Origin of the sequence: Paenibacillus sp. FSL H7-689 (genome assembly GCF_000517905.1) — a bacterium.
In the GTDB taxonomy this organism is placed as follows: domain Bacteria; phylum Bacillota; class Bacilli; order Paenibacillales; family Paenibacillaceae; genus Paenibacillus; species Paenibacillus amylolyticus.
Genome location: NZ_ASPU01000066.1, coordinates 220,177 through 243,539, shown reverse-complemented (window position 1 = coordinate 243,539; position 23,363 = coordinate 220,177). Strand labels below are relative to the sequence as shown.

The window sequence follows — 23,363 nt, the reverse complement described above, 5'->3', positions numbered from 1 at the left end:
ATAAAGTATTCTATATAAGATAGTATGTTATTCCATTGTCCTTACACTAACCTGCCCGTTAGCTCAATAAGTTAGATGAACAGTATCGTCCGGGTCTGAACCAGCTGATCCCCATACTTCCCCATTAACGCTATAACCGCCACCACTCCATTGAAGCAAGTAACCTCCAGTATTCATACCTTGGGTGAAACCTTCTTTAAAATTTATCCAATCAAAAGATTCCCCGGCAGCAATCGTTCTAGCGAAATACACTTTACTAGTATCTAAGTGCGTTAAACTAACTGTGACTTCATGGCTACTATTGTTCTTCATAAGCAGTTTTATGTGTACAAATTCCGGATTTACGGAAAAGGGTTGCTGTACCGTTGCGCCTCCAGAAGCAATATAGTGGGAGGGCTTGCTCTCTTGTTCGCTTAAAGAATTAGAAAGGGTTGCACTTTCGGACTTGCTTGATAATACACCAGATTTTGGAGTAGACATATTCTCATGAGTTGGACTTGTTGAATCACAGGCAGTTACGGTCGCTGTTGCTAAAACTAATGCTACAACAGTAAAAAACAGTCTCTTTTTTTTCATTACTTCATTCCTCGTATTCTTTTATTAGTTATTCTAAAAACCTATAAAAATTCCTCGTTATGAACAACGCTATCAATCAATAAAAGTTACACCTGTAATTCACAAGATGGCATTGAGTTACCTGCCCGTTGCTGAACAAAAACAGCCGATCAGGTTGATCGACTGCTGTCTGAGATTTATTGAGTTACCGTATAGTGTAACTAATGACGACTAATATAATTTGACACTTCAGTATCATCGAAAACCGAAATGCTTTTCAACTTCCAATAACATCTGATCTTTATTGGACTGAGATGTTCTCATAAACCATTTTAATTGATACTGCTCTGCTTGTTGCAGGTAATGATTCGATGCTCTAACCACCGTGTTTAATGTTTCGTCCCGTGCACGTTGTGGATCTGATAAACTAGGGAACACATCCTCCATGCCTCTCAGATGATCTCGATCCAGATACTCCGCTCGAATTAGGTCATCTTCTGCAAACATATAAACAACTCGGTTAGGGTTAACAATCTCCCTTAGATAAGCAGGTTCCATAAAAGTATCTACTACGATTGGCTTCTCTTTCCCCATCTGTAACAAATCCAAAATAATAAACTCAACGCTTTCATCAAACACTGAATTTAACCAGTGACTTCTATCGTTCCCACGCCCTAAAAAGAACCATTCCCAATCAATGAAGTGTCGCAAAATTGCTGGATGATCCTGCGGATTAGCCTTTTTTTGATAATCGAAAGTGTGGTCATCGGAGGAATAATAATTCAGTTCCCATTTTGAAGAAAGTAAATTAGTCATCGTGCTCTTTCCGCCGCAAGGGCCTCCACATATCCAATAAACGTGATCTAGATATTCTCTTAATAGTCGGTCTGAAATTTTCATTATATAAATATCCCCCTTGTCTAAGATTATTTCTCAAAAGGGAGCACGTCTATTCTTGTTTGCACTAAATGTCCAGGTCGCTGGCATTCCCACACCGCCTTTCCGATCTTAATTTCCGATAAATTTATTCCTCGGAATCGCTTTTTACAAAGTAATTACCGTGAGAAAAAATCTGTTTGGTATCAGCAGTTAAATGATCTAAGTTATCCACCGTTTCCTTCTCGGAAATGAAGGCATCTTTCTCGGTTACCCTATTAAATGTTCCAAAAGATGTCGTTATACTACTGACATTTTCTAGAGCTCTATTAATTTCCTCTTCTGATAATTTTACTGCAGGACCAAAATCCGGATAGTTTGGATTATCCGCTTTAGCATCATCATAATAATTACTCGCATAAATACTCAAAGCAGTCACTGCAGAAACAGTCATTATTAATGCCGTACTGATAAAGAATTTTTTCATTGGTGGTCACTCCTCAATCGTTTCTATAGAATGGGACCTGTGTTTTAGTAGAAACCAGATAAAACAACTACTGATCTGTATACTGCCAAGCGTGAATCGGTGTACCTTTAGTGACTTCACCTGTCACCGTATTGATTTCGAGTGGCTCTACTAAAACCTTCCATCCATTTTCACTTTTGAAAATTTTATATGGAAGTGGTGGTGACTGTTCGTAGCCTTGTCCTGCATACTTTTGAACTACATAAAGTTGAACTTCATCCGTGTTGATTTGTCTGGTTTCCACAATTTCATACCCTGTAGTTGGATTGGTTTTAAAATCCTTCATATATCCTTCTTCACGACTTTTCTCATCCAAATAATTTGTATCTTTAGAATAGAACATCATTCCTTCTACATCCCTAGCAATGTAAGCCTGAAAGTACTCCGTTGCTGCTTCCATCGGAGTTTGGGCTACGACTCTTTCCGCAGTAGTAGTCGATGCTACTAAAATAGAACCAGCAACAACACCAGCAAGTAAAAGCGATACTATTCTTTTTCCTTTCATGGATTGAGGACTCCTTTTTAGTGATAGAGTTGGTAATAGCGATCAAATTTTCTTTAGACCTACTTAGTATAACGCATTGAATTATTGGAAAGTTTTTATATTTATGAGAAATTTGTTTACATCTATCTTTCAGCCTCTTTATCCAAACTCTTCTTTACGCCCACCTCACTTAATGTTAGATTTTATAACATATCATTATGAAAGCGAGTGGGTTGAAGATGGATCTGCAACAGTTATTGACTATCCCCATTCTCTCCAAAGCAAAGGTTATTGCCGGACATCGTGGCCTTGATCGCTTGGTGCAATCGATTAATATTATGGACGCACCAGATATTGTACAATTCCTGAAGTCGGGAGATATGCTGCTGACAAACGGTTATATCCTGAAAGACCGCCCTGATGCTCATCTTGGATTCATTACAGACATGCATGCAATTGGTTGTGCAGCGCTTGCTGTCAAGACACAGCGTTTCTCTCTTGAATTATCTCCGCAACTGCTTGAAACAGCCGACAGGTTGGGCTTCCCGATCATCGAGCTGTCTGAGATAGACAATACACTCGGTGAGATATTTCAACATTCGATCAGTGCCATCCTTCAGAACAAAACCCATGAGCTCCACTACGCCTTGTCTATTCACAAGCAATTTTCCACGATGGTGATGCAGGGAAAAGGCATACCATCCATCGTAGATACGTTGTCTCAGTTGCTATCCTCACCTGTACTTCTGCTTGGTTCGAAGAAGCAGATTACGGCAAGCTCCCATTATGCACAACAGATGGATCACCAGTCTCTCGCCGCGCCCTTACTGACTTTTATAGATGAGTACCCTTCCTTCCACACCGCAATCTCGATCTGTCTACTTACTGCTGATAAATATCGACACGCCGAGCTTCATCCCATCTTCACGGATCGGCACGAGGGCTATTTGATCGCACTATACGACAGTTCCACAACCTCTAAGCTCTCCACTCTGGCACTGGAGCAAGCGGTCAATGTGATTGGTCTGGAGTTAACCAAGAAGCAAGCCGTCAAGGAGCGCTCCCGCCGTTACAAAAATGAATATTTCTCCGATCTCATTCAGGGTTTCATTCGTTCGGAACAAGAAGCGCTGCATCGCGGCAAGAAATATGGGCTGCAAGCCAAAGGAAGTTCCGTTCTAATCATCGCCAAAAAGGATGAACCCTTAGCGGGCATACCTAAACAGAACTCTACTTCCTCCGGGGAAGAGCGGTTCATCTCGGAACGAGACGCTAATTATGAGCTGATTAAACAGGAATTCGCCAGATTGGATCTCTCCTTTGTCATGTTCACTAAGAACGACCAGTTCGGCATACTCGTTTTTTTGGCTGAATCGTCTTGGGACGAACACACCGTTGTTCAGCAGCTTGAGCGGATAGCGAGCAATCTGTATACAGAGTCGCAGCTCAGCCTATCCTTCGGCATAGGTAATTCCTACACCAATGTATTGGATATTGGACTCTCCTATAAAGAAGCAGTCAAGGCGCTCCAATCCGGTTATCAGATGCGAAAGACACGCTTCGCTCATTCCTATCAAACCATGGATATAAGCCGTCTGCTGCGCATGATCCCCCACGATGAGATGCTGCAGTTCCATCAAGAAACCTTTAAGCCCTTCAACGACCGAGATCCAAACGAGCGTAACGAGCTGATGAAAACCTTGTCCTCCTTCTATGAGAATCATTGCCAGATCGTTGATACAGCCAAAGAGCTGTTCGTACATCGCAATACAGTGATCTATAGGTTGGAAAAATGCGAGAAACTAACCGGCAGGAACATTAAGGACCCAATGGAGAGCCTTCGCTTCCGACTTGCCTTCGCACTTGAGTCCCTTTTGAATGTTAATCCAGCCCCTAGTGAAGCTAATCATACGTCTTAAATCGAGAACGTGTCATGTATAATGACACGTTCTTTTGTTTTCTTTTCATATTCAATTCACGTTCAATCCTCATTTGGGCATTTTAACTGATTTAATTCTATTTTTATGTTCAGAGTAACTAATGACAATGATGCAAACAGTCTATATGATTAGGAATATATTCATTAATGTCATGTTAATTAACATCAAATTACATCAAGAAACGAAAAAACATCAGGCTGTAGGAAAGGGGCTACCTATCATGGCTATACAAATACAAGGCGTATCCAAATCATTTGTCAGTGCAACCGGAGAAGATATTCAGGTCCTGGCTGAGGTTTCGATGCAAATCAAGAAACAGGAGTTCTTCAGTATCGTGGGACCGAGCGGTTGCGGCAAAAGTACGATTTTCAATATTATCGCAGGTCTGCTTAAGCCAACAAATGGCAAGGTTATCGTCTGTGGCGAAGAGATCGATCAGACCACCGGGCATGTCGGTTATATGATGCAGAAGGACCTGTTACTTCCTTGGAGAAGCATCCTGGACAATGTCACGCTAGGCTTGGAAGTGAAGGGCATGTCCAAAAAGGATCGCGGCGATATTGCCATGGATTATCTGGATCGCTATGGCCTGGCCTCATTCGCAGAAGCCTATCCCTCCACACTATCAGGCGGCATGCGCCAACGTGTAGCCCTCATTCGTACCCTCGTTACCCAGCCCGATATTATATTACTGGATGAACCCTTCTCCGCACTTGATTATCAGACCAGACTCATTCTGGAGGATGAGATCTTGTCTATCCTGAAATCCGAGGGCAAGACAGGCGTCCTGATCACGCATGACATTGAGGAAGCCATCGCCATCTCCGACCGTATTGCCGTTATGAGTAAACGACCAACAACCGTGAAACAGGTGTATGACATTGGTCTCGCCTCGCAATATGGTTCAGCACTGAAAGCCCGCTCCGACCAGAAGTTCAAACAGTATTTTGAATCAATCTGGTCAGAGCTTGATATCCAAATGGGGAGGATCAGCTAATGAAGATCACATCACCTGAAGTTACCCTTGCCGGAAAGCCTGCTGGAGTTACGAAGAGCAAGAGCAAACGCAGACAGTCCACCTTCTCCAAAGAATGGCTGATGACGATGCTGTGGCGGTTCATTATTGTAGCGGTCATCCTGGTGATCTGGGAATCCGCTGTTCGTTTGGAGCTGGTTAACGGATTCCTCATGGGATCGCCAAGCGCCATTCTTGATGCCGCCATCACCATGGCTAGCTCAGGGCAACTGCTTACAGACGCGTTCGCGACGGTGAATGCCACCGTTATCGGATTCGTAGCCGGAAGCTTAATCGGCTCATTGGCAGGACTGCTCATGTGGTATTCCAAGTCCGTTGCCCGTGTGCTCGATCCATTCATTGTAGCCATGAACGGCATCCCGAAGATTGCCCTAGCTCCTATGATTATCATCTGGTTTGGTTCAGGCATCTTCTCCAAGATTGCTCTGGCCTCCGTAGCAACATTTATCGTAGCGCTATTATCCGCCTACCAAGCGACTCATCAAATCGACGAATCCCAGATTAATCTGATGAAATCCTTCGGTGCAAAGAAATCACAAATTTTCCGCAAAATTATCGTTCCTTCCTCTCTGCCATGGATCATCTCAGCCTTCCGGATCAATATCGGTTTGGCATTGGTGTCTGTCGTAGGTGGAGAATTCATCTCTTCAGATAAAGGACTTGGACACATGGTATTCGTCGAAGGTAACCTGTTCAACCTTCCGGCCGTATGGGTCGGCGTGTTCATGCTTATGCTGGTCGCCATGCTCCTCTACACCTGTGTCGGTTATATTGAATCCCGTCTCCTTCCATGGAATGACAACAAGACCAGCAGCAAATCCACATCTGTATAGCTGACCTACAACGATTAAAGGGGACTGATGACTAATGCGTACATTCAAAAAGATAGCTTTTCTAGCAACCATGACGGTTATATTGACTTCACTGCTCAGTGCATGCGGCAGCAATGCCACAACTCCTGCGAGTGGCGCAGGTGCATCTGATAGCGGGGGGCAAGCAAATACGCAGGTAGACAAAATTATGGTCTCCGAGGTGTATCACAACCTGCTCTACCTTCCCTTGTATGTAGCGAACAACCAAGGTTTTCTAGAGGAGAATCGCATTGAGCTATCTTCCATCCGTGCTGCCGGAAGTGGCCCAACAGCATTGTCTTCGGTGATCTCAGGCGAGTCTGCATTCTCCTTCCACGGTCCTGAGCATGTCGCATTTGCTAATGCAAAGGGCGGAGATGCTCGCTCACTGGTCCTTCTATCCGGCAGTGCTCCAGTATGGGCAGTTGCGCGAGAAGGAGTAACCGTGAACTCGACAGCGGATTTCAAAGGTAAAACCATCGTTGTGGGCTTGGCACCTACAAGCTCGAACAGCTTACTGCGGAAACTATTCGCTGACAATAACATCGATATCGACAAGGATGTGACGATTACTGAGGTTCAGAATGGCTCCGAGCTTGGTGCTGTATTAGCCGGCAAAGCCGACATTGCCATCGTTTACGAGCCGCAGCTGGATCAAGGCATTGCTGAGGGACTGCATATTGTCCATGATTTTACGAAGGATTATCCTGACTTTGCCTTTGCAACCATGAATACAACTGCAAGCTTCATTGAAAAGAATCCTGATCTCACCCAGCGCTTTGTCACCTCTATTGAGCAAGCCCTGGACTACATTCAATCGAATCCTGAAGGCGCAAAAGCAGTTGCCGTGAAGGAATTTCCGAATCTGGACAAAAACGTCGTGGAGCAAGCGGTACAACGCATGATCGACAGCAAGGTATATCCTGCGGAGGGGCTCATCAATGAATCAGCCTTCGAGACCGCAATCGACATGCAACGCTTCATCGGCAATCTGAAGGAAGACCTCGCTTACGAGGAGATTATCGATTCAAGCTTCACCACCAAATAGAGAGAGAAAGGGTGATTACTCTGAACCAGGACGACTATCTCACACACCGCCGTACAGAAAGCGCCAGATATGCGGACGGAGTTATTACAAGCGAGGAGCTTGCCCTATTTACAGCAGACTTGGAGCTGATTCGAAACTTCAAGTTGCCAGAAGAAGTAGGGCCCAATCCCCCGCATAGGAGCGTGCCTCTGCGATGATTACGAAACCACTTAACGAGCTGACGATTGCTGAAGCCGCAACACTGATTAAAAATAAGTTGATATCTCCTGTCGAGCTTACAAAATCCTATTTGAATCGCATTGAGAAAGTAGAGCCTTCTGTGCAAGCCTTCGTTACGGTCACCGCCGAACAGGCTTTGCAGGCCGCAAGAGAGTCTGAACAAAAACTGATGAATGGCGAATATCTCGGTCCTCTGCATGGTATTCCCTATGGAGCCAAAGACATTATCCATACCGCTGGCATACGCACCTCCGCTGGATCAAGTACCTTTCCAGACTTCGTACCCGGAACGAATGCAACAGTGATTGATAAGTTGCAAGCTGCAGGAGCTATCCTGCTCGGCAAGACAACAACGACGGAATACGCCTTTCAGGGAGGAGAACCACCAACCCGCAACCCATGGAATATAGAACATACCCCGGGCGGTTCCAGCTCCGGCTCTGCCGCTGCAGTAGCGGCTGGCATGGCTTCTTTCACACTCGGGACACAGACCTTTGGATCTCTGCTTAGACCCGCAGCTTACAACGGATTAACCTGTATGAAACCCACTTACGGCAGAGTTAGCCGTAATGGTGTCATCACAGCCAGTTGGAGCCTGGATCATATTGGCGCATTCACTCGGTCCGCACAAGATAACGCAATCGTTCTGGAAGCAATGGCCGGGCAAGATGAGCTGGACTCCTTCACGCTTCCTTATGGCAAGCCAGACTTAAAAAATGCTCTTGAGCATCCTATTTCAGAAATGGTGATCGGTCTCCCGAGCAACTTCTTCCAAACCGATGAACCAGCGATCTTGATAGCGGTAGAGTCGGCAATCGCTGTGCTTGAGAAGCTGGGCATGCAATGGAAGAAAGTTGACCTGCCCTCTTATATGGAAGAGACCATTGCTGCTCATCGTACGGTTATGCGGGCAGAAGCTGCCGCCTTCCATCAGGAACGCTTCGCGGAAGCCTCTGATCGTTACGGCCACACGATGCGGGAGCAGCTTGAACTCGGTTACCAGACGAGTGCCGTTGATTATTTGCAGGCACAACGCATCCGAACGATATTCCGGAGCGAGATGATGATGCTTTTCGATGAAGTGGATGTGTTATTGACTCCATCAACACCCTATGTGGCCCCATACGGCTACAAGACGGGGAGCCCGATTTTTAACGGACCGTTCACCAATACGGGTCTACCGTCCATCACCGTACCCATCGGGTTTGATACCACCTCAGGGAAGCAATTACCTATCGGCATGCAGCTTGCTGGTCCACTCATGCGAGAAGACCGCCTGTTGTCCATCGCTCATCATTATCAGCAGGCTACGAACTGGCATCAGTTAACACCAATCATACACATTCATTAGGAAAGGAATGACCGCTACGATGTCTACCATCATACATGCAAGTGCAGCACCCAAGTTCCCACTTCCTTTCTCCCATGCTGTCCGCGCAGGAGATTTCCTCTACGTCGCAGGTCAGGTAGGTGTCGATCCACAGACGCTTGAGCCCATTGGCGGCATTAAGGAGCAGACGGAGCGGTGCATTCGTAATATTGAGGTGATCCTGCAAGAAGCCGGACTTACACTCGATCATATTGTGAAGGTAACCACTCATCTGGCCCGAGTCGAGGATCAACCCGAATACAACGAAGTGTATGCGCGAATGATTAAACAACCCTATCCCGCCCGTATTACCGTATTCAGCGGTTTAGGCCCTTATTTAATTGAAATGGAAGTGCTGGCGTATGCGCCTTCCATTCGAGGAGAATAACACATCACCAAAGAGCACCTGTAGCCATAGATGGGTACAGGTGCTCTTTTTGTTCTAGAAACCCGGTTCTCTTTTGAAAAACGGGTTTCTTTTCGTATTCCTATTTTGTTTTGAAGCGAGATGCTTCTTCGGCAAGTTGTTTGGTCAGTCCATCGATTCTCTGCACCATATCTGTCAAATGTTCCGTCATGCCGGACTGTTCCTGCATTGTTGCTGTGACTTCCTCAACAGAAGCCGACACCTCTTCACCGGAAGCAGACAAATTCTGTGCAGCCCCAATGACGTCATCCTTATCACGTTCAATGGATTCGATCTCCGTGGCAATAGCCTGAACCTGGCTCATCATCTCATTCATATTCTCGGTGACAAAATTGAATGTCTCCTTGGTCTGGCTAACACTGCTCTTATGCTGTTCCGCAATCGCTTCAATAGCCTGAACACTTCGGTTATTCTGCTCCACGTGATCAATGGTCTGCATTACAATTCGGTTGATATCCTCCGATTGAGCTGTCGTCTGCTCTGCCAGCTTGCGGATCTCAGATGCAACGACTGCGAAGCCACGTCCCTGATCACCAGCTCTCGCCGCCTCGATCGAAGCATTCAACGCAAGTAATTTCGTCTGATTTGCGATTTCGGCAATCGTACCTGTAATCTGGTGAATGCCCGAGGAGCTTTCGGCGAGTTGCACTGTAATTTTGGAGATGTTGCCAACTTCAATCTCGTTCTCGCCGTTCACCGCAATGAGTGCATCAATAACTTCATGATTATTTTTGAATGCATCCGTAATTTCATCTGCCTTGAACTTCACTGCCTGCGACATTCCATTCACATTGGCAATCTTGTTACCCACATTCATGAATTTGTCCACAATGGCTTCCGTATCGTTCGCCTGGGACTCCATCGCTCGTGAAATCTCAAATGCTGTTGTCGTTGTTTCGGCAATCGTGGTCGAAGTTTGCTGAGTGGACTGTTCCAGCTCGGATGTACTTGTTTTCAGGATGCCGATGGAATGGTTCATGCTGGAGATCAGCTGTTTATTGCCTGCTGCCATGGTATTGAAGCTGTCCACCAATTGTTTGAATTCTCCGCTATATTTACCTTGAGCCTGCACCGTCAGATCGCCGTCAGCAAGCTGTCTGAACAACACAGTTAGTCTTGTAATTGGTCTGGTTACCAGCAAAGAGATCAGAATACCCGCTACGACGGAGACCGCAATAGCACTAAACAGAACAATATACATCTGTTTTGCCATCGCACGCAAAGGCTTCTGCACATCACTCAGTTTATCTTCAACAACGACGGTCCAGTCTGATCTTGGTATTTTGGAGTAATACGCCACTTTCTCATCTGTGCTAATATCCCCTTGCTGTAGTTCAGCGCCAGGAGCAAGATCTATCAATGATTGGTATTCGCCGGACTCCATCTTCTGGCCTGCCAACTTCTCATCCGCTGAATCGTAGATGACCGTACCTACACGGTCCAGAATGATCACTTTTCCCTCATCATTAATATTGATATTTTGTAGCTGATTAACGAAGAACGAGGTGGATGCTGCAGATACGAGCACTCCCTGTACTTCTTGATTCTCATTGTAGATTGGCATGGCAAAAGCCGTACCTAATTGTCCTGAGGACTTGGCTACAATCCCTTCACTAATCACGTTTTTACCCTGAATCGCTTCTTGGAAATATGCCCGATCTCCGCGTTCCGCCTTGATAACTGCCGGATCATTCGCTGCAATAATAATGCCATTCCGATCCAACAAAATCAGACTGTTGTTACCTTCCATACCTGCCAGACTGTCCGCGAGAATACCACTCGCCTTATCCAGCAGTTCATTGTTTTCCGAGAAAAAATTCTCCCCTTCCTGTCCATCCGTATTTCGAATCTCCAGCAGATCCTGGAAGGTCCGATGTGTTGTGATCAAAAAGGTGGATTGTTCTTCCAAACTTAGTGAAGCATACAAACCTGCCCCCACCCGGTCCGAGGTTGCTTTAATCTCATCTTTGCTTTTGTCGAGTGTGATGACAGCCGCTACAGTGTAGGATACTACTGCAGTTACCGCCAGTACGATACACACCAGCAGACTGATCATAAGTGGCAGTTTGACTCTGAACGACATGTTGCGCATGCGTTCTCTTGCCTTGCTAAATACCATGATTACATTCACCATCCATTTTCATCATTATGAAGTCCAAATTCTATGTATCTACTTTATATCGGTCGATATCAAATAATCTGTAAGCTGTTTCCCCAGTTATACTAGGTCAAAGGCCACTGCAAACGATTGGAAAATGAAGACTTTGGGTTAATACAAAATATGACATCAACATCGTATAATATATGAAATACATATCGTGCAGGAAGAGGGACAACGCATTGAATCCGAAAATGCCTACTTTATTAAATGCCGAATAGGAGAAGTGATATGGCAAAAACAGCATTACCTACGCTATTAAATGTCGTGCGCATTTTATTGAGTGTGAAACTGATCTACGTGATTGTGTCTTTTATCGCGTTCCTCATTGACTTCAACCAGAACATGGAGGCCTATCTGGGTTTCTTACGCAAAGGAGATGATCTGGCTTACGCCTCTGGCGTAATCTTAGCCAGAATGTTGTTTATCATCGGTCCCAGCCTGCTCGCTGTTATATTCATCACGAAGAGAAAGTTCAAGCTCACTGTGACGTTTCTGAGTCTGGCACTATTCGTTGCCATTCCGAATGAGAGTAACCTGTTCACCCTGATTCATCTCTTTGCCCTGCTCATCGTACTCTTGCATCGTCCAAGCAAGATGTATCTGAAACGAAAGGATACCCCTGTCAATGAAGCCGTAGTTGAACCGAAGAATTAATTCGAAAAGGGGATCACATGATATTGAAGTCCAGATACACGGTGGAGCGCATAAGATATGATGTCATAATAAAAAAACAAGGACGTTCCTATGTATTACAGGAAGGTCCTTGTTTAAGGTGACTCACTATACACAGTGATTGTAACATTTACAATTACAGTGCAGCTTGATAAATTTGTACTACATCTTCACGCTGCAATTTTTTGAAGAATCCGAACGGACCGAATCGCATCGCTTTATCAGCCATTACATCAATCTGACTGTCGTCGATGTCATAGTCCGCCAGACGGCTAGGGGCACCAATCGAAGTCCAGAATGTACGCAGCACTTCAATGCCTTCTTCAGCAACTTGTTTGTCCGACTTTCCAGTAGGATTAATATCAAATACATTAATGGCCATACGTTTGAATCGATCTACATCCACATCCAGATTATGCTTCATCCAGTGTGGGAAGAGGATTGCAAGACCTCCCCCATGAGGAATGTCATACACAGCCGATACAGCATGTTCTATATTGTGAGAAGCCCAATCTCCGGCAAGACCCATATTCAGGACATCGTTAAGCGCCATTGTTCCGCAGTAGAGAATGGTTTCGCGCAGTTCATAGTTTTCCGGATCTTTGATCAGACGAGGGGCTGTATCGATGACGGTACGAAGAATCGTCTCACAGAATCCAAGCTGAACCGGTGTATTCGTATCCAGATGGAAATAGTGTTCAAACACATGAGACATCATGTCTACCATGCCGTATACTGTCTGATCCAGTGGTACGGTGTATGTGTACTCCGGATCAAGAATGGAGAACGCTGGGAAAGAATACTCGCTGAACCATGCCCATTTTTCCTGTGTGTCCTGATTGGTTATTACTGAACCGTTGTTCATCTCGGAGCCTGTCGCTGCCATCGTTAGAATTGTCCCCAGTGGAAGGCCGCCTTCTGGGGTTGCTTCGCGCACAACAACATCCCACATGTCTCCATCGTATTTGGCTCCTACTGCGATGGCTTTCCCGCAGTCAAGCACACTGCCGCCGCCAACCGCAAGAACCAGATCAATGTTATGTGTTCTGCATAGTTCTACACCCTTATGAACCGTAGACAGACGAGGGTTCGGTTCCACACCAGCCAGTTCCGTAACCTCTGCTCCGATCTCATTCAACTGGCTGATTACCTGATCGTACAGCCCGCTACGTTTGATGCTTCCACCACCATATACAAGCAAAATACGCTTTCCGTATTTTGGAACTTCGATTTGTAGTGCTTGAAGTTGCCCTTTGCCAAAAATCAGCCGGGTCGGATTATAAAACTGAAAAGATCTCATAACGTATGTTCCTCCAAAGAAGTCTGAAATTTTGTGCATCCACCATTATAGTTCTCTTTATTCGTAAAAACAAATACAGGCAAGAAGGAGACAACAGATGAGTATGGAGTCTGTCATGGCTAAACACTGTTTTCCTGGACAAAAAAGCTCCTGCCAGCAAAGTGGCAGGAGCTTACATCACGGGGATTCAGCATAAACATCGCATGCTTCCATGACATGCATGGTCTACATCCCCTCAGATATTAACAATTCGGTACTTAGGTTCTACCCCAGATCGGCAATCCGCTGTCCAATACGTGGAAACAGCCCAAAGGCATTCTCGTAAAAGACTTTATCATGATGCTGCTCCGGTACAAGTCGGCGGACAAATTCGGCATACAGATCGATGGGCGCAAGCGGCCAGTCGGTGCCAAACAGCATTTTCTCGTAATGATCCGAATAGACCAAGGCCCGGCGGAAATGATCCATGAACAAAGGCTCGTTCATGAACCGTTCAAAATGGGGCCGATCCCCCACCACAAGACCAGACAAATCCGCGTACACGTTAGGATTCTTCGCCACCACTTCAGCTGCATCCATCACCCATGGATCACCCAAATGACAGATCATGAAGTTCACACCGCGCTGCTGTAAGGCTAATTCATCCACCGTCAACGGATGCGAATATTTGAGTAATCCATTCATGGAGTACGTGTCACCCGTATGAATCACGACAGGCAAGTTGTACTTGGCTGCGAGTTCATAGACCGGGGTATAGATTTTGTCATACACATAGTGATGATAGTATCCGGCATAGAGTTTGATTCCGGCTACCTCCGGGGATTGCAGTCTAGCTTCAATCCGGTCAAGCTCGTCCTGAGCGTTTTTACCGTCTAACGCATTGGGATTGATCCCCACACATTCCATGAGGAATGACGGAACCTTCTCTTCCAGATCTAACCCCATCGGGTTAGGGGAACTGGAATCCGGGAACGCTCCCTTCGTCTGCTCCGTAACCCCCATTCCGATACCCATAATGACGTCGTTTTTATCAAACTCCGCTTTAAGACCAGCGGCAGAGTAATCCACTTTAGACAGATCGATCGCTGTTCGGTGAAAGCTGTCGATGTCCGACAGATGAATGTGAATATCAATGATCGACATGTGAAGCCTCCTTTTCATCGGTAGAAGTTACAAAATTCAGTTTGAGAAGGTCATGCACATCCGCTGAACTCAGCGGGATCTGTCCCAGAACCAGATATGTCGGCTCCGTCCAGACCGTCTCCCCCTGCTGGAGTGTCAGATGATGATGTACGTTCAGACCCGTCACCTGATTATTGGCAAACCCCCACGCACTCTGATTCGGGTAACGATGGACCGCATGTAGCATGTTTTCACGCGAAACCGATCCTACTCGCAAAAGATCTTCAAGTGGCAGGCCCACATCCACCTTGCCCAGCGGGAATCGATCTTTACCCGGTTGCTCTATCCAACCTTCCGCAAATACAGATGAAGGCTGGAGGAAACGTTCCTCCGCAAGCGAGTAATCCGTCAGCGTCAGGCCACTTTCGTTTGTCACGGCAAGCAGCGTGCATAGCACAGGAACACCGGGCAGCATCAGATAATGCTGGTGGATCGTGATTCCACGATTCGCTTCATGCTTCTCAATCCGGGTGGTCAGCTTTATACCCTTCCAGACGTTGCCGTATTGATCCTTCTGCTCTGTCCAGGAAGCGGCTCTTTGTTCCAACTGGCGGCTGAAACCATTCATGCCTGGAACCCCGACACCCAGCCCGCCATACCACGGATTCCACCACGAGCGTGGAGCCGGTTCAGGGTACGAGCTATCCAGCCATTCTTCTCCTGCATATTTCAGGGAGTGTACTACACTCCCGAATTCAGGAGCAACAGCGATTGACAACACCCCATTGTCTACGATGTACAAAGCTCCAGATGAACCTTCTTCAATCTTCTGCTTCACCTCTGTTCCGCTCTGCGGGAACCAAAGGGCAGTTCGCTCCTGAATCCGATCTTCGCCCCGGTATAGCCCACGAACTTTCCAACCACTCACGTGCTGGTCTCGGTCCGCTTCGTCTGGTGAGAATGTCAGCTTGGCTGAGTTTAGATTCTGCTCCGGATTGAATTCCTTAGCATTGGCCATAACCTCCGGTTTGCCACCCCGCTGCACATATAGCTCCAGCTTGCCCGCAAGCGGAACCAGTTTGTGTTCAGTCAACGTTGCTTGCAGCACGTCCGGGGCAAATGGATTCCCCTCACTCAGTGTCAGATCCAGATGACTGTCCAGCAACGGAATGACCGGGTTACGCTGCTTCCGTGCAAACGCACGGAAATCCGACCATTTGGCAAACGTGTTCAAAGCATATACAGTTGCTTTTGTCCGCACAACGGCTCCTGCTGGAATACGGCCAAGCTCATGCTGAAACCCCATCGTGTATTCCGGACGAAGCAACTTCAGAGAAGGGTCCCAATAGATACCGCTGGCACCATACTCCTCCTTACAGAACAGCCAGTTTTCCGTAATCTGTGAACTGTTCCAATGGTTCGGATCGCCAGCGTAAGAATCCCCCATATCCACGAAGCGCCCCTGATAAGGAAGGATTAACCTGCTACCATAGAACCCAAAGTTGTTCATTAGATACAGGTCCTCTTCCCAGGCGGTATCTCGTGTATTTTCAACTTCATGGTGGAATTCGGCGATTCCATTCGCAGACAGCTTGACCACCGACTTGATCTGCAAGCCAGGGAAATCCTCCGAGTCATACAGTGCTTCAAGAACCTGACGTTCCCCTTCGGGATAAATATTCACTTCTTTTGCTTGTTTCTTGGATAACTCTTCGGCAAACGGCTTACCCAGCTTCGGATAAGTCCACCAGAACGAATGACGGGAACCCGGGTATTCAATCCAAATGTTATTATCTTGCTTGCTCATATGAATAGAGAATGCACCATTCACAGCCACCCATTGATCCTCAATCTGTCCGCCATATTTCCCTTCGATTCCCTTCATCAGGACAGAAATTTTGCTTGTAAAAGAGATCGCATGGTTCCCCACTGGGACAGCCGTCACTTCTACTTCTTGGGAATAGAGACCATATGAACGCAAGGTGAAAGGCACAGGCACAGACATTTTACCTTTGGCTGGCACCGTAAAGCGCACCGAACGCTCCGCCCATTCAAGGAATTCATCCTCTGGCAGGTCCAAGCTGAACTCCGTTTCGGCACCCACATTATTTTCCACGTTCAGAACCAACTCCGCCGGGATACCTGGATAGAGTTCCTTCACAGGCAAGATGGTCTTGATCTTGGCCGGGAATTTCGGGGCAATACCTAACCTGAACTCCGCTTTCTTACCGCCGATTAACCATGTGCTGGCAACCACTGGATGAGTCTTATTGTTATTCTGTTCCTCTGTAATTGGATCAAGGTGGAACTCACCTTCCACCATGATGGTTTCTCCCGGAGCCACTGCTCGTGCAACGTCCAGCGTAAATCGAATGTTTTTGTTATCCTCACCCTTGATCTCAACCGCCAGTTCGGACGCAGAAGTGTTTTTAATGCGATAGCGAACCTTATAGCTGGAACCGAATACCAGATCATGATCGTCGACCTCTGTTGAGATCTCGTAATCCGGTGTTTCGAGGGCAGTCAGCCCGCGACCCGACTTTTCAAATACAGCCCGCAGGGAGACATCTCCCTTTTTCCACGTGTAGTCAAAGAAATCAAAACCGCGCTCCCGTCGGCCATCCGGCTCGATTACGAGTTCACGCGTGCTGTCTGCATACCAATCCAACTCCTCAAAATAAGGTGCGATTGCTTCGGTCTGCAAAATGGTAGGGATGAAATTCATCAGATGCACATTGTCATCTTTTTTCTCCCAGAAGAATCCGCATTTCTTGTACATCGGTACAGCCTTTGTGTTACCTGCCCATGTGAACAGATCCAGGCGAGGCCATCCGGCCTCCACGGTCTTGCGCACAGCATTCAGGATCAGATTACGTCCAACTTTATAACCGTGATAGTCGGGGCGTACGTTAAGCAGCGGTACATATAGCGCTCTCTCGTCATAGCGGTAATGAGCAAAACTGCAGAAGCCAACAACCTCTTTCTCATGAACGGCTAGAAACACATAAAGATTGGACGAACTCTCCATCTCACGGCGAACTGTTTCCTCAGTTCTAAGGTTGGTGCCACCTCCCCAGCTTTCATTACTGCGGTTCCACATATCCGCGAGTGCGGCAGCGTAAGAGGGATCGTATTCAATAATATGGATCTGGTCGATAATCGAAGTTACGGTCATATTTGGATCTCCTTATCTTTATCTATAAGATGGTCTTTGTGAACTTTCAATATGGCCTTTGCCCGATAGCCGCAGAGATAATACAGGCCATGTTTGAAGAAGCTAGCGATAGTCTTATCATACTATAAATGGAAGCATTTTCAGAGAATTAAAAATCTTTCTTTCCAACTTATATGTGCCTTTCGGAAGCTCTTGTTAGAAGCGTCAAAGATGGACGAATCTATTTAGGCATGAAAGAAAAAATCCACGTCTTTAGTTAGACGTGGATTTAGGAATATGATCAGCTACTAATTTTCAATTATGCCAATATAGAACGGACATTGCGTAGAACTGATTTCATAAATTCAGAGGTTGGTTCGGCATGCCCCGCAATTTGGATACGTCGTTGCCGCACATCAAGACTCTTCAACTGATCCGTCAAAACAACACCTGAAAATGGCAGCTCTTCTGGTAGTGTAACTTCAAAAGGATAATCCTTGGCTTGGCTCGTTATGGGACATACAACGGCAAAACCCGTTATTTCATTGAATTCAAGTTCCGATAGAACAATAGCCGGTCGTCTCCCGGCTTGCTCGTGACCCGCTTGAGGATCAAAGTCAAGCCATATCAGATCGCCTCGTTTGGGAATAATCAAAGTAACTCGTTCCCTTCAGTACCAAAGTCTATTTCTTCATGTCTTGTATCCTGTTTCACTTTAGAGAGCAAAGTCTTTAGATGGTTACGTAGTTCCTCATTGGACTCTACAGGCTTGGTTTTTGGACGCAACAACAATTCATTATCTTCTGTCACCAAAATCTCGATTTCCGAGCCTTCTTCCAGATTAAGACGCTTAAGCAATTGGTTAGGAATGCGAATTGCACTGCTATTTCCCCATTTGCTAAGTGTGGCTGTAGTCATGGCAATCCCACGCCTTTCGTTTGATTGATGCTCCAATTATACCTCACCTCCCTACAGTTGTATATCTATATGATATACATGAAACAGTAAAAGGATACATTGTATTCAACCATAAAATAATGATTGTACAGCCTATGGTTATGAATAGATATACCATTGGTACAAAGCAAAATAAGCATATAAAAAAACCTTATTTGGTCGAAACGAGGTTTCCCAGTCAGATCATCCCCAACAATGAAAAACAGCTGGTATCCACTTCTGTATGAAGTGTCAATGAATCCAGGCCTTATGTACGGGTAAACATATTGCCGCAGTGTGTCCTGAAAAGGACATCCATGTGAACTTTGACAAGCTCTATTCGCTATTGTTACTCTTTGTACAGGAGTGTTTCTTTTATATATAAAAAAGATAGATTCATGGAGGGAAAGCATGACAGAATGGATCACGCAATTTATACTCTTTTTTAAAGATTTGTCATACGCAGGTCTGGTTATTGCCTTGTCGTTTGAATTCGTACCTGCTGAACTTGTACTGCCCATGGCGGGATATTGGGTGTATCTTGGGGATATGAAACTTTGGCTGGCTATACTCGCTGGTACCGTAGGAGGTACGTTTGGACCTCTGACGTTATATGCCTTGGGACGATACGGCGGCAGACCGATGGTCGAAAAATTCGGCAAGTATTTCTTGATTCGCCCCCACCATCTAGACGCTTCCGATAAGTTCTTCGAGAAGTATGGCAGCGGGGTAGCTTTCTATGGACGTTTTGTGCCCGGCATTCGGACTGTGATCTCCATCCCTTGCGGTATGGCGAAGATGAATGTGTTTAAGTTCAGTATCTTTACATTCTTGGCCATGCTCCCGATCACCTCATTGTACATTTACTTAGGCTTCAAATTAGGCTCTCAATGGGAGCACGTGGACGAGATTGTTAAGCCTTATATCGTTCCGGCAGCGGTTATTTTCTTAGGTGCTTTTGGATTTTACGTGCTTTTGAAACGTTGGAAAAGAAGAACGGCTTTGAACAAGTCATAGGTTTGTTAAGTAAGGAAAAGAGATGCGCAGATTGATGTTTTTTTTGAAATAAGTCGTATGCTAAAATTCATCTGATTATATGTAAGACCCCACTCGATCCTAAGGATCAGTGGGGTCTTATCGGTTTAATGAGTATCTAACTAATAAAATACTGATAGAAAAATTAATTATTTCTATTTTAAGTCCCTTTTAGAATTGTTTTTAAGTCTTTTATAGACTGACTAGATAGCTCATAAGCATAATTACTGTCAGATTCCATTACGACCATACCGACACTCTTATCAAAATTGATGTACAGATCAAAAATTTTGATATCATTGCTACTGTGATTAACAACTATTTTTTCGTCTGTTTTCCCTACATCAATAACCTTCTTGTTCTTTTGAGCAGATTCTAAAATATTTAGAATTTGATTAACAGTGTCTCTTTGAGTGATTTTGATTACATTTCCTTCCTTATGATATTCTATCTCTGCCACAACATCGTCATTGTTTTTTTGATTACAAGCTACAATGATAAGGAGACATAAACAAATTAAAAACAATAATACTATCCTTTTCATTTTGCATTTCCTTCCTTGTTCATAAAAAAACTCTTTTCCCACTCTAATGTTTAAGTGAGAAAAGAGCCATTAAAAATTATTTATTGCTTTGGTTTATAAGTATTTAAATCAGTTCCTGCCTTCTTTTCAAATACACATACAACACTACGCCAGATGCCGCACAGATCACAGCACATAAACCAATGAATCCATATCCCGCCTGAAGTCCGCGTAGCAGTCCCAACTGAGTCGTTGAACCGTACAAATTCTTCACGCCCTCAATCACCCAGCCAATCACATAGTTACCGATGACACTACCAACCCCCATCAAGGTAACCGTGAATGTAATCGCGGTGTCACTGCCATTCGGATATCTGCGTGCAATAAACGCCATTACTGTTGGATAGATCATCGCTATTCCTGCGCCAGATATCGCAAAGAAAATTGCAAGACGCTCTCCCCCTGCAAGTGCCACGAACGTACATACTCCCGAGAAAGCCGAGAACAGAATAAGTGACAATACAAATCCGATCCGGTCCGTCAATGGTCCAAGCAGCAGTCGTCCCAGCGAGAACGTGAGGAAGAACGCAGATAATAACCCGGAGGCTTTGACCGTGTCCCACGTGTAGGCTTTTTCCAGGAAATTAACCAGCCAACCCCCAACCGCCAGCTCCGATACCACGCCAAAAGAAAGAATGAGCACCATCAGCCAAAGGGCAGGATCACGTGTTAACGTCTTCAGTGAAGTCCGATCTTCATGGGGAAGATCGTCCCCCGGGAATTTGCTGCGCAGCGCCGCAATGATCGGCAGCAGACAGAGTGACAACATCACGAGATACATGCCGCGCCAGTCCAGTACGTGTCCGAACACACTCAACGACATCACCCCAGTCGCCAGCAAAGGTGCTACCGTTGAACTCAGCCCATAGAAGAAATGGGACAGGTTCATCATCGTACCTGTGTTTTTCACAAAAATCCGCGCACCCAGAATCGCCAAGGCAATCTCCAGCATGCCGTTACCGATGTACATGAAGAAGTACGATGAAGCAAAGAGTGGATAGGTATGAGACACATAAATGAACACACCCGAGAGGATCATTGATGCAAACGATATGATGCTAACCGCCTTGATGCCCCATTTGCGAACCAGAATAGCCGTGAAGGAGCACGCGATTAGGTAACCCAGTGCATTTAGGGACAATAACGTCCCGAGCTGTTTCTCATCCAGATTGAAGTCGAATTGAATGCGCGGAATGGCCGGCCCCTTAATATTTTCCGATATACCAAATACGATAAATCCTAGAAAGATCGTTGCCAGTTGCATGGCGTACAGCTTGTTGAACTTTCGTTTGTTCCCTTGCGTACCTGCTTGCTGATTCAAAATAAGTTCCTCCATTGTGTTCAGAAAGGATTGTTACACTCTATAACTACGATTGCAGTACCATCTTCCGACCGCTGTTATCCCTGTATTTTTTTGATTTGTTCCTAAAGGTGAAAATACAGTGATAAAGGCGTTCTTCAGATTGGTTCTGCCCTCTACGTTATCGTGTCAATGATTTGTACATTTGAAATAGGAAACATGGCTAAGCTTTACCACTGCTTCTCAACCACCTGAATGCGGTAGGTCAGGCTCTCCAGAGTCACCGCGACCAGCCCCGTGACATATTCGCGGCGCGTGTCTCTTTGGATGATCAACTCCGGCATATGCTCCAATGGAATCATTCGATCCAGACAACCGTTCGTCAGTCCATCCCTCATAGCCGGGTCCATCGTATCCCCTGTAACCACAATCGTAGCCGGGTTAATGATCGCGATGATGGATACCAGCGTCTGTACGACCAGTTCCTGCAACCCTTCCACCGTTTTCAACATTCGCAACTGCTCTTCTCGTGACACGCCAAAAGGTAAGAAGGACACCTCGCCCCCAAATTGCGTATTCCCGGTCAGCGGACGACCATCAATGATAAAGCCTGCACCCGGAAAATGGTTCTCTGGGAAAGTCACCACCGCAAAGTTCTTCTCTTCCTCAAATTGCTGCTGGTTATACAGTCCATAGACCGTCAGGTTCATGTCGTTGCCAATGACCACTTCCACGTCTTCATACTGCTCCTTAAGCCTTGGCCCGAGTGGCTGATACATCAGCTTCGGTACGTCGCAAATCCCAATAACGCCGTTGTGCGCCACCCCAGGTATGCCGATCCCAATCGCCTGAACATTGTGGTGTTTTTCGATCAGATTTGCAATCAGCCCCTCTACCACCGTTACATTGATCTCATCCAAAAAGAGTGTCAGTTCGTCCGCCATCTCTCCGTTCAGATTGGCGTATGTATGTGTGATCGAGTGAATGCCGCCCTCTGTTCGAATAATCAGACACAGTACACTCGCGTAGTCTGCATTAAATTGATACCGACTCGCCGGTCTCCCCCCGCTTGATTCGTCTGGACCCAGATCGATAATCTCACCAGTCTGAAGCAACTCGTTCAGAATCGTGCCGCATGTCGCTACGCTGAGTTTCGTCAGGTTTGCAATGGAAGCCTTCGTGCCTATGCCCATGGATCTGAGCGTGTTCTTCACCAGTTCAACGTTAATCCGCTTCACCTGTTGGGTGTTGTGTGATGTAGGTAACATGGTTAGTTATATGCCTCCTTTCGTTCATTTCGAACCATTCAATGAATGTTTTTAAAAGTGTTTTAATAATTGAAGTTTAGGTGGATTTGGCAGGAAAGTCAATGCTTAATTGGAAGCGAAAAACGTTTGGACGGGAAGGCAAAAAGACAGTTCAAGATCATCTTTCATGATCCTGCACTGTCCTTTAGTTAAGGTAGTTTTATGTAGACTGACTCATTTGATTTGCCAAGATGCTCTTCTCCAGTCGCACTTCAAATAATTTTCGGTTTAGATCCTGTTCCATGGCATGTAGGTGATACGCAGCCTGTTTCACCGTGTCCATGTGTAGCGCCCCTGCCCGCTTCGCGATGATGTCCATGGCGTCCAATATGAGTTTGTTGCATGTGACCAGTTGATCGACGTAATCGTCTTCTTGTTGGATGAGTTGTGCGTACTTCGAAGACAGGTCTTCGCTGTTGGTACTTGTCATGTCACCACTCCTAAAATTGGTACGCATAAGAG

Annotated in this window: 22 protein-coding genes; 8 read left to right on the top strand and 14 right to left on the bottom strand. The window is 45.8% G+C overall.

Features of this window, described 5'->3' with window-relative positions; genetic code table 11:
• Positions 1 to 63: 63 nt before the first annotated feature.
• From C170_RS30305 to C170_RS29280, 4 genes are all read right to left on the bottom strand, one after another.
• Positions 64 to 576 carry a hypothetical protein gene (locus C170_RS30305; RefSeq protein ID WP_051447469.1) on the bottom strand — a complete coding sequence of 171 codons (513 nt, stop codon included), beginning with the start codon at positions 574 to 576 and terminating at the stop codon, positions 64 to 66.
• A gap of 234 nt (positions 577 to 810) precedes the next feature.
• Entirely contained in the window at positions 811 to 1,455 is a 645-nt protein-coding gene (locus C170_RS29290) for a hypothetical protein (protein WP_036617270.1), read from the bottom strand.
• 124 nt (positions 1,456 to 1,579) lie between these two features.
• Complete coding sequence (locus C170_RS29285; RefSeq protein ID WP_036617268.1) at positions 1,580 to 1,918, bottom strand: hypothetical protein; 339 nt, start codon at positions 1,916 to 1,918, stop codon at positions 1,580 to 1,582.
• Positions 1,919 to 1,985: 67 nt separating this feature from the next.
• Positions 1,986 to 2,462: a hypothetical protein gene (locus tag C170_RS29280; RefSeq protein WP_036617266.1), complete on the bottom strand. Its 477-nt coding sequence runs from the start codon at positions 2,460 to 2,462 to the stop codon at positions 1,986 to 1,988.
• A 218-nt stretch (positions 2,463 to 2,680) separates the two neighbouring features.
• Between C170_RS29280 and C170_RS29275 the strand changes: the two genes are divergently transcribed.
• The 6 genes from C170_RS29275 to C170_RS29250 all read left to right on the top strand — a co-directional run bounded on the left by C170_RS29275 (position 2,681) and on the right by C170_RS29250 (position 9,292).
• Positions 2,681 to 4,360, top strand: a complete 1,680-nt coding sequence (locus C170_RS29275) for a PucR family transcriptional regulator (protein WP_051447468.1) — start codon at positions 2,681 to 2,683, stop codon at positions 4,358 to 4,360.
• A gap of 241 nt (positions 4,361 to 4,601) precedes the next feature.
• Positions 4,602 to 5,378, top strand: coding sequence for an ABC transporter ATP-binding protein (locus C170_RS29270; protein WP_036617567.1), 777 nt, complete (start codon positions 4,602 to 4,604; stop codon positions 5,376 to 5,378).
• On the top strand, positions 5,378 to 6,250 hold the full coding sequence (locus tag C170_RS29265) for an ABC transporter permease (protein ID WP_036617264.1): 873 nt from the start codon (positions 5,378 to 5,380) through the stop codon (positions 6,248 to 6,250). Before C170_RS29270 ends, C170_RS29265 begins: the two co-directional genes overlap by 1 nt.
• A gap of 34 nt (positions 6,251 to 6,284) precedes the next feature.
• A complete protein-coding gene (locus C170_RS29260) occupies positions 6,285 to 7,316 on the top strand; it encodes an ABC transporter substrate-binding protein (RefSeq protein ID WP_036617262.1) in 1,032 nt (343 codons plus the stop codon).
• Positions 7,317 to 7,509: 193 nt separating this feature from the next.
• The gene (locus tag C170_RS29255) at positions 7,510 to 8,886 is read left to right on the top strand and encodes an amidase (protein ID WP_036617261.1); all 1,377 of its coding nucleotides are present in this window, start codon (positions 7,510 to 7,512) and stop codon (positions 8,884 to 8,886) included.
• A 19-nt stretch (positions 8,887 to 8,905) separates the two neighbouring features.
• Positions 8,906 to 9,292 carry a RidA family protein gene (locus C170_RS29250; RefSeq protein WP_036617259.1) on the top strand — a complete coding sequence of 129 codons (387 nt, stop codon included), beginning with the start codon at positions 8,906 to 8,908 and terminating at the stop codon, positions 9,290 to 9,292.
• 100 nt (positions 9,293 to 9,392) lie between these two features.
• On the opposite strand, the gene C170_RS29245 is transcribed toward C170_RS29250, so the two are convergent.
• Complete coding sequence (locus C170_RS29245; protein WP_162158998.1) at positions 9,393 to 11,450, bottom strand: methyl-accepting chemotaxis protein; 2,058 nt, start codon at positions 11,448 to 11,450, stop codon at positions 9,393 to 9,395.
• 270 nt (positions 11,451 to 11,720) lie between these two features.
• Between C170_RS29245 and C170_RS29240 the strand changes: the two genes are divergently transcribed.
• A complete protein-coding gene (locus C170_RS29240; protein ID WP_036617257.1) occupies positions 11,721 to 12,146 on the top strand; it encodes a hypothetical protein in 426 nt (141 codons plus the stop codon).
• A gap of 154 nt (positions 12,147 to 12,300) precedes the next feature.
• Here the strand turns inward: C170_RS29240 and C170_RS29235 are convergent, their stop codons facing one another.
• From C170_RS29235 to C170_RS29215, 5 genes are all read right to left on the bottom strand, one after another.
• Positions 12,301 to 13,464 carry an iron-containing alcohol dehydrogenase gene (locus tag C170_RS29235; RefSeq protein WP_036617254.1) on the bottom strand — a complete coding sequence of 388 codons (1,164 nt, stop codon included), beginning with the start codon at positions 13,462 to 13,464 and terminating at the stop codon, positions 12,301 to 12,303.
• A gap of 264 nt (positions 13,465 to 13,728) precedes the next feature.
• Complete coding sequence (locus C170_RS29230; RefSeq protein WP_036617253.1) at positions 13,729 to 14,607, bottom strand: amidohydrolase family protein; 879 nt, start codon at positions 14,605 to 14,607, stop codon at positions 13,729 to 13,731.
• On the bottom strand, positions 14,594 to 17,761 hold the full coding sequence (locus tag C170_RS29225; RefSeq protein ID WP_036617250.1) for a GNAT family N-acetyltransferase: 3,168 nt from the start codon (positions 17,759 to 17,761) through the stop codon (positions 14,594 to 14,596). The genes C170_RS29230 and C170_RS29225 overlap by 14 nt, the downstream gene beginning before the upstream one ends.
• Before the next feature lie 298 nt (positions 17,762 to 18,059).
• On the bottom strand, positions 18,060 to 18,395 hold the full coding sequence (locus C170_RS29220) for a type II toxin-antitoxin system PemK/MazF family toxin (RefSeq protein WP_017687002.1): 336 nt from the start codon (positions 18,393 to 18,395) through the stop codon (positions 18,060 to 18,062).
• Positions 18,392 to 18,694 (bottom strand): AbrB/MazE/SpoVT family DNA-binding domain-containing protein, encoded by a 303-nt coding sequence (locus C170_RS29215; protein WP_017687001.1) that lies wholly within the window; start codon positions 18,692 to 18,694, stop codon positions 18,392 to 18,394. Before C170_RS29215 ends, C170_RS29220 begins: the two co-directional genes overlap by 4 nt.
• A 393-nt stretch (positions 18,695 to 19,087) precedes the next feature.
• On the opposite strand from C170_RS29215, the gene C170_RS29210 reads away from it, so the two are divergent.
• On the top strand, positions 19,088 to 19,693 hold the full coding sequence (locus tag C170_RS29210) for a DedA family protein (protein ID WP_036617246.1): 606 nt from the start codon (positions 19,088 to 19,090) through the stop codon (positions 19,691 to 19,693).
• Between the two features lie 178 nt (positions 19,694 to 19,871).
• Here the strand turns inward: C170_RS29210 and C170_RS29205 are convergent, their stop codons facing one another.
• The 4 genes from C170_RS29205 to C170_RS29190 all read right to left on the bottom strand — a co-directional run bounded on the left by C170_RS29205 (position 19,872) and on the right by C170_RS29190 (position 23,331).
• Positions 19,872 to 20,255 (bottom strand): hypothetical protein, encoded by a 384-nt coding sequence (locus C170_RS29205; RefSeq protein WP_036617243.1) that lies wholly within the window; start codon positions 20,253 to 20,255, stop codon positions 19,872 to 19,874.
• Positions 20,256 to 20,358: 103 nt separating this feature from the next.
• Complete coding sequence (locus tag C170_RS29200) at positions 20,359 to 21,558, bottom strand: MFS transporter (protein ID WP_155985162.1); 1,200 nt, start codon at positions 21,556 to 21,558, stop codon at positions 20,359 to 20,361.
• Between the two features lie 266 nt (positions 21,559 to 21,824).
• On the bottom strand, positions 21,825 to 22,862 hold the full coding sequence (locus tag C170_RS29195; protein ID WP_036617238.1) for an ROK family protein: 1,038 nt from the start codon (positions 22,860 to 22,862) through the stop codon (positions 21,825 to 21,827).
• Positions 22,863 to 23,061: 199 nt separating this feature from the next.
• The gene (locus C170_RS29190) at positions 23,062 to 23,331 is read right to left on the bottom strand and encodes a hypothetical protein (RefSeq protein WP_036617237.1); all 270 of its coding nucleotides are present in this window, start codon (positions 23,329 to 23,331) and stop codon (positions 23,062 to 23,064) included.
• Between the last annotated feature and the right edge of the window lie 32 nt (positions 23,332 to 23,363).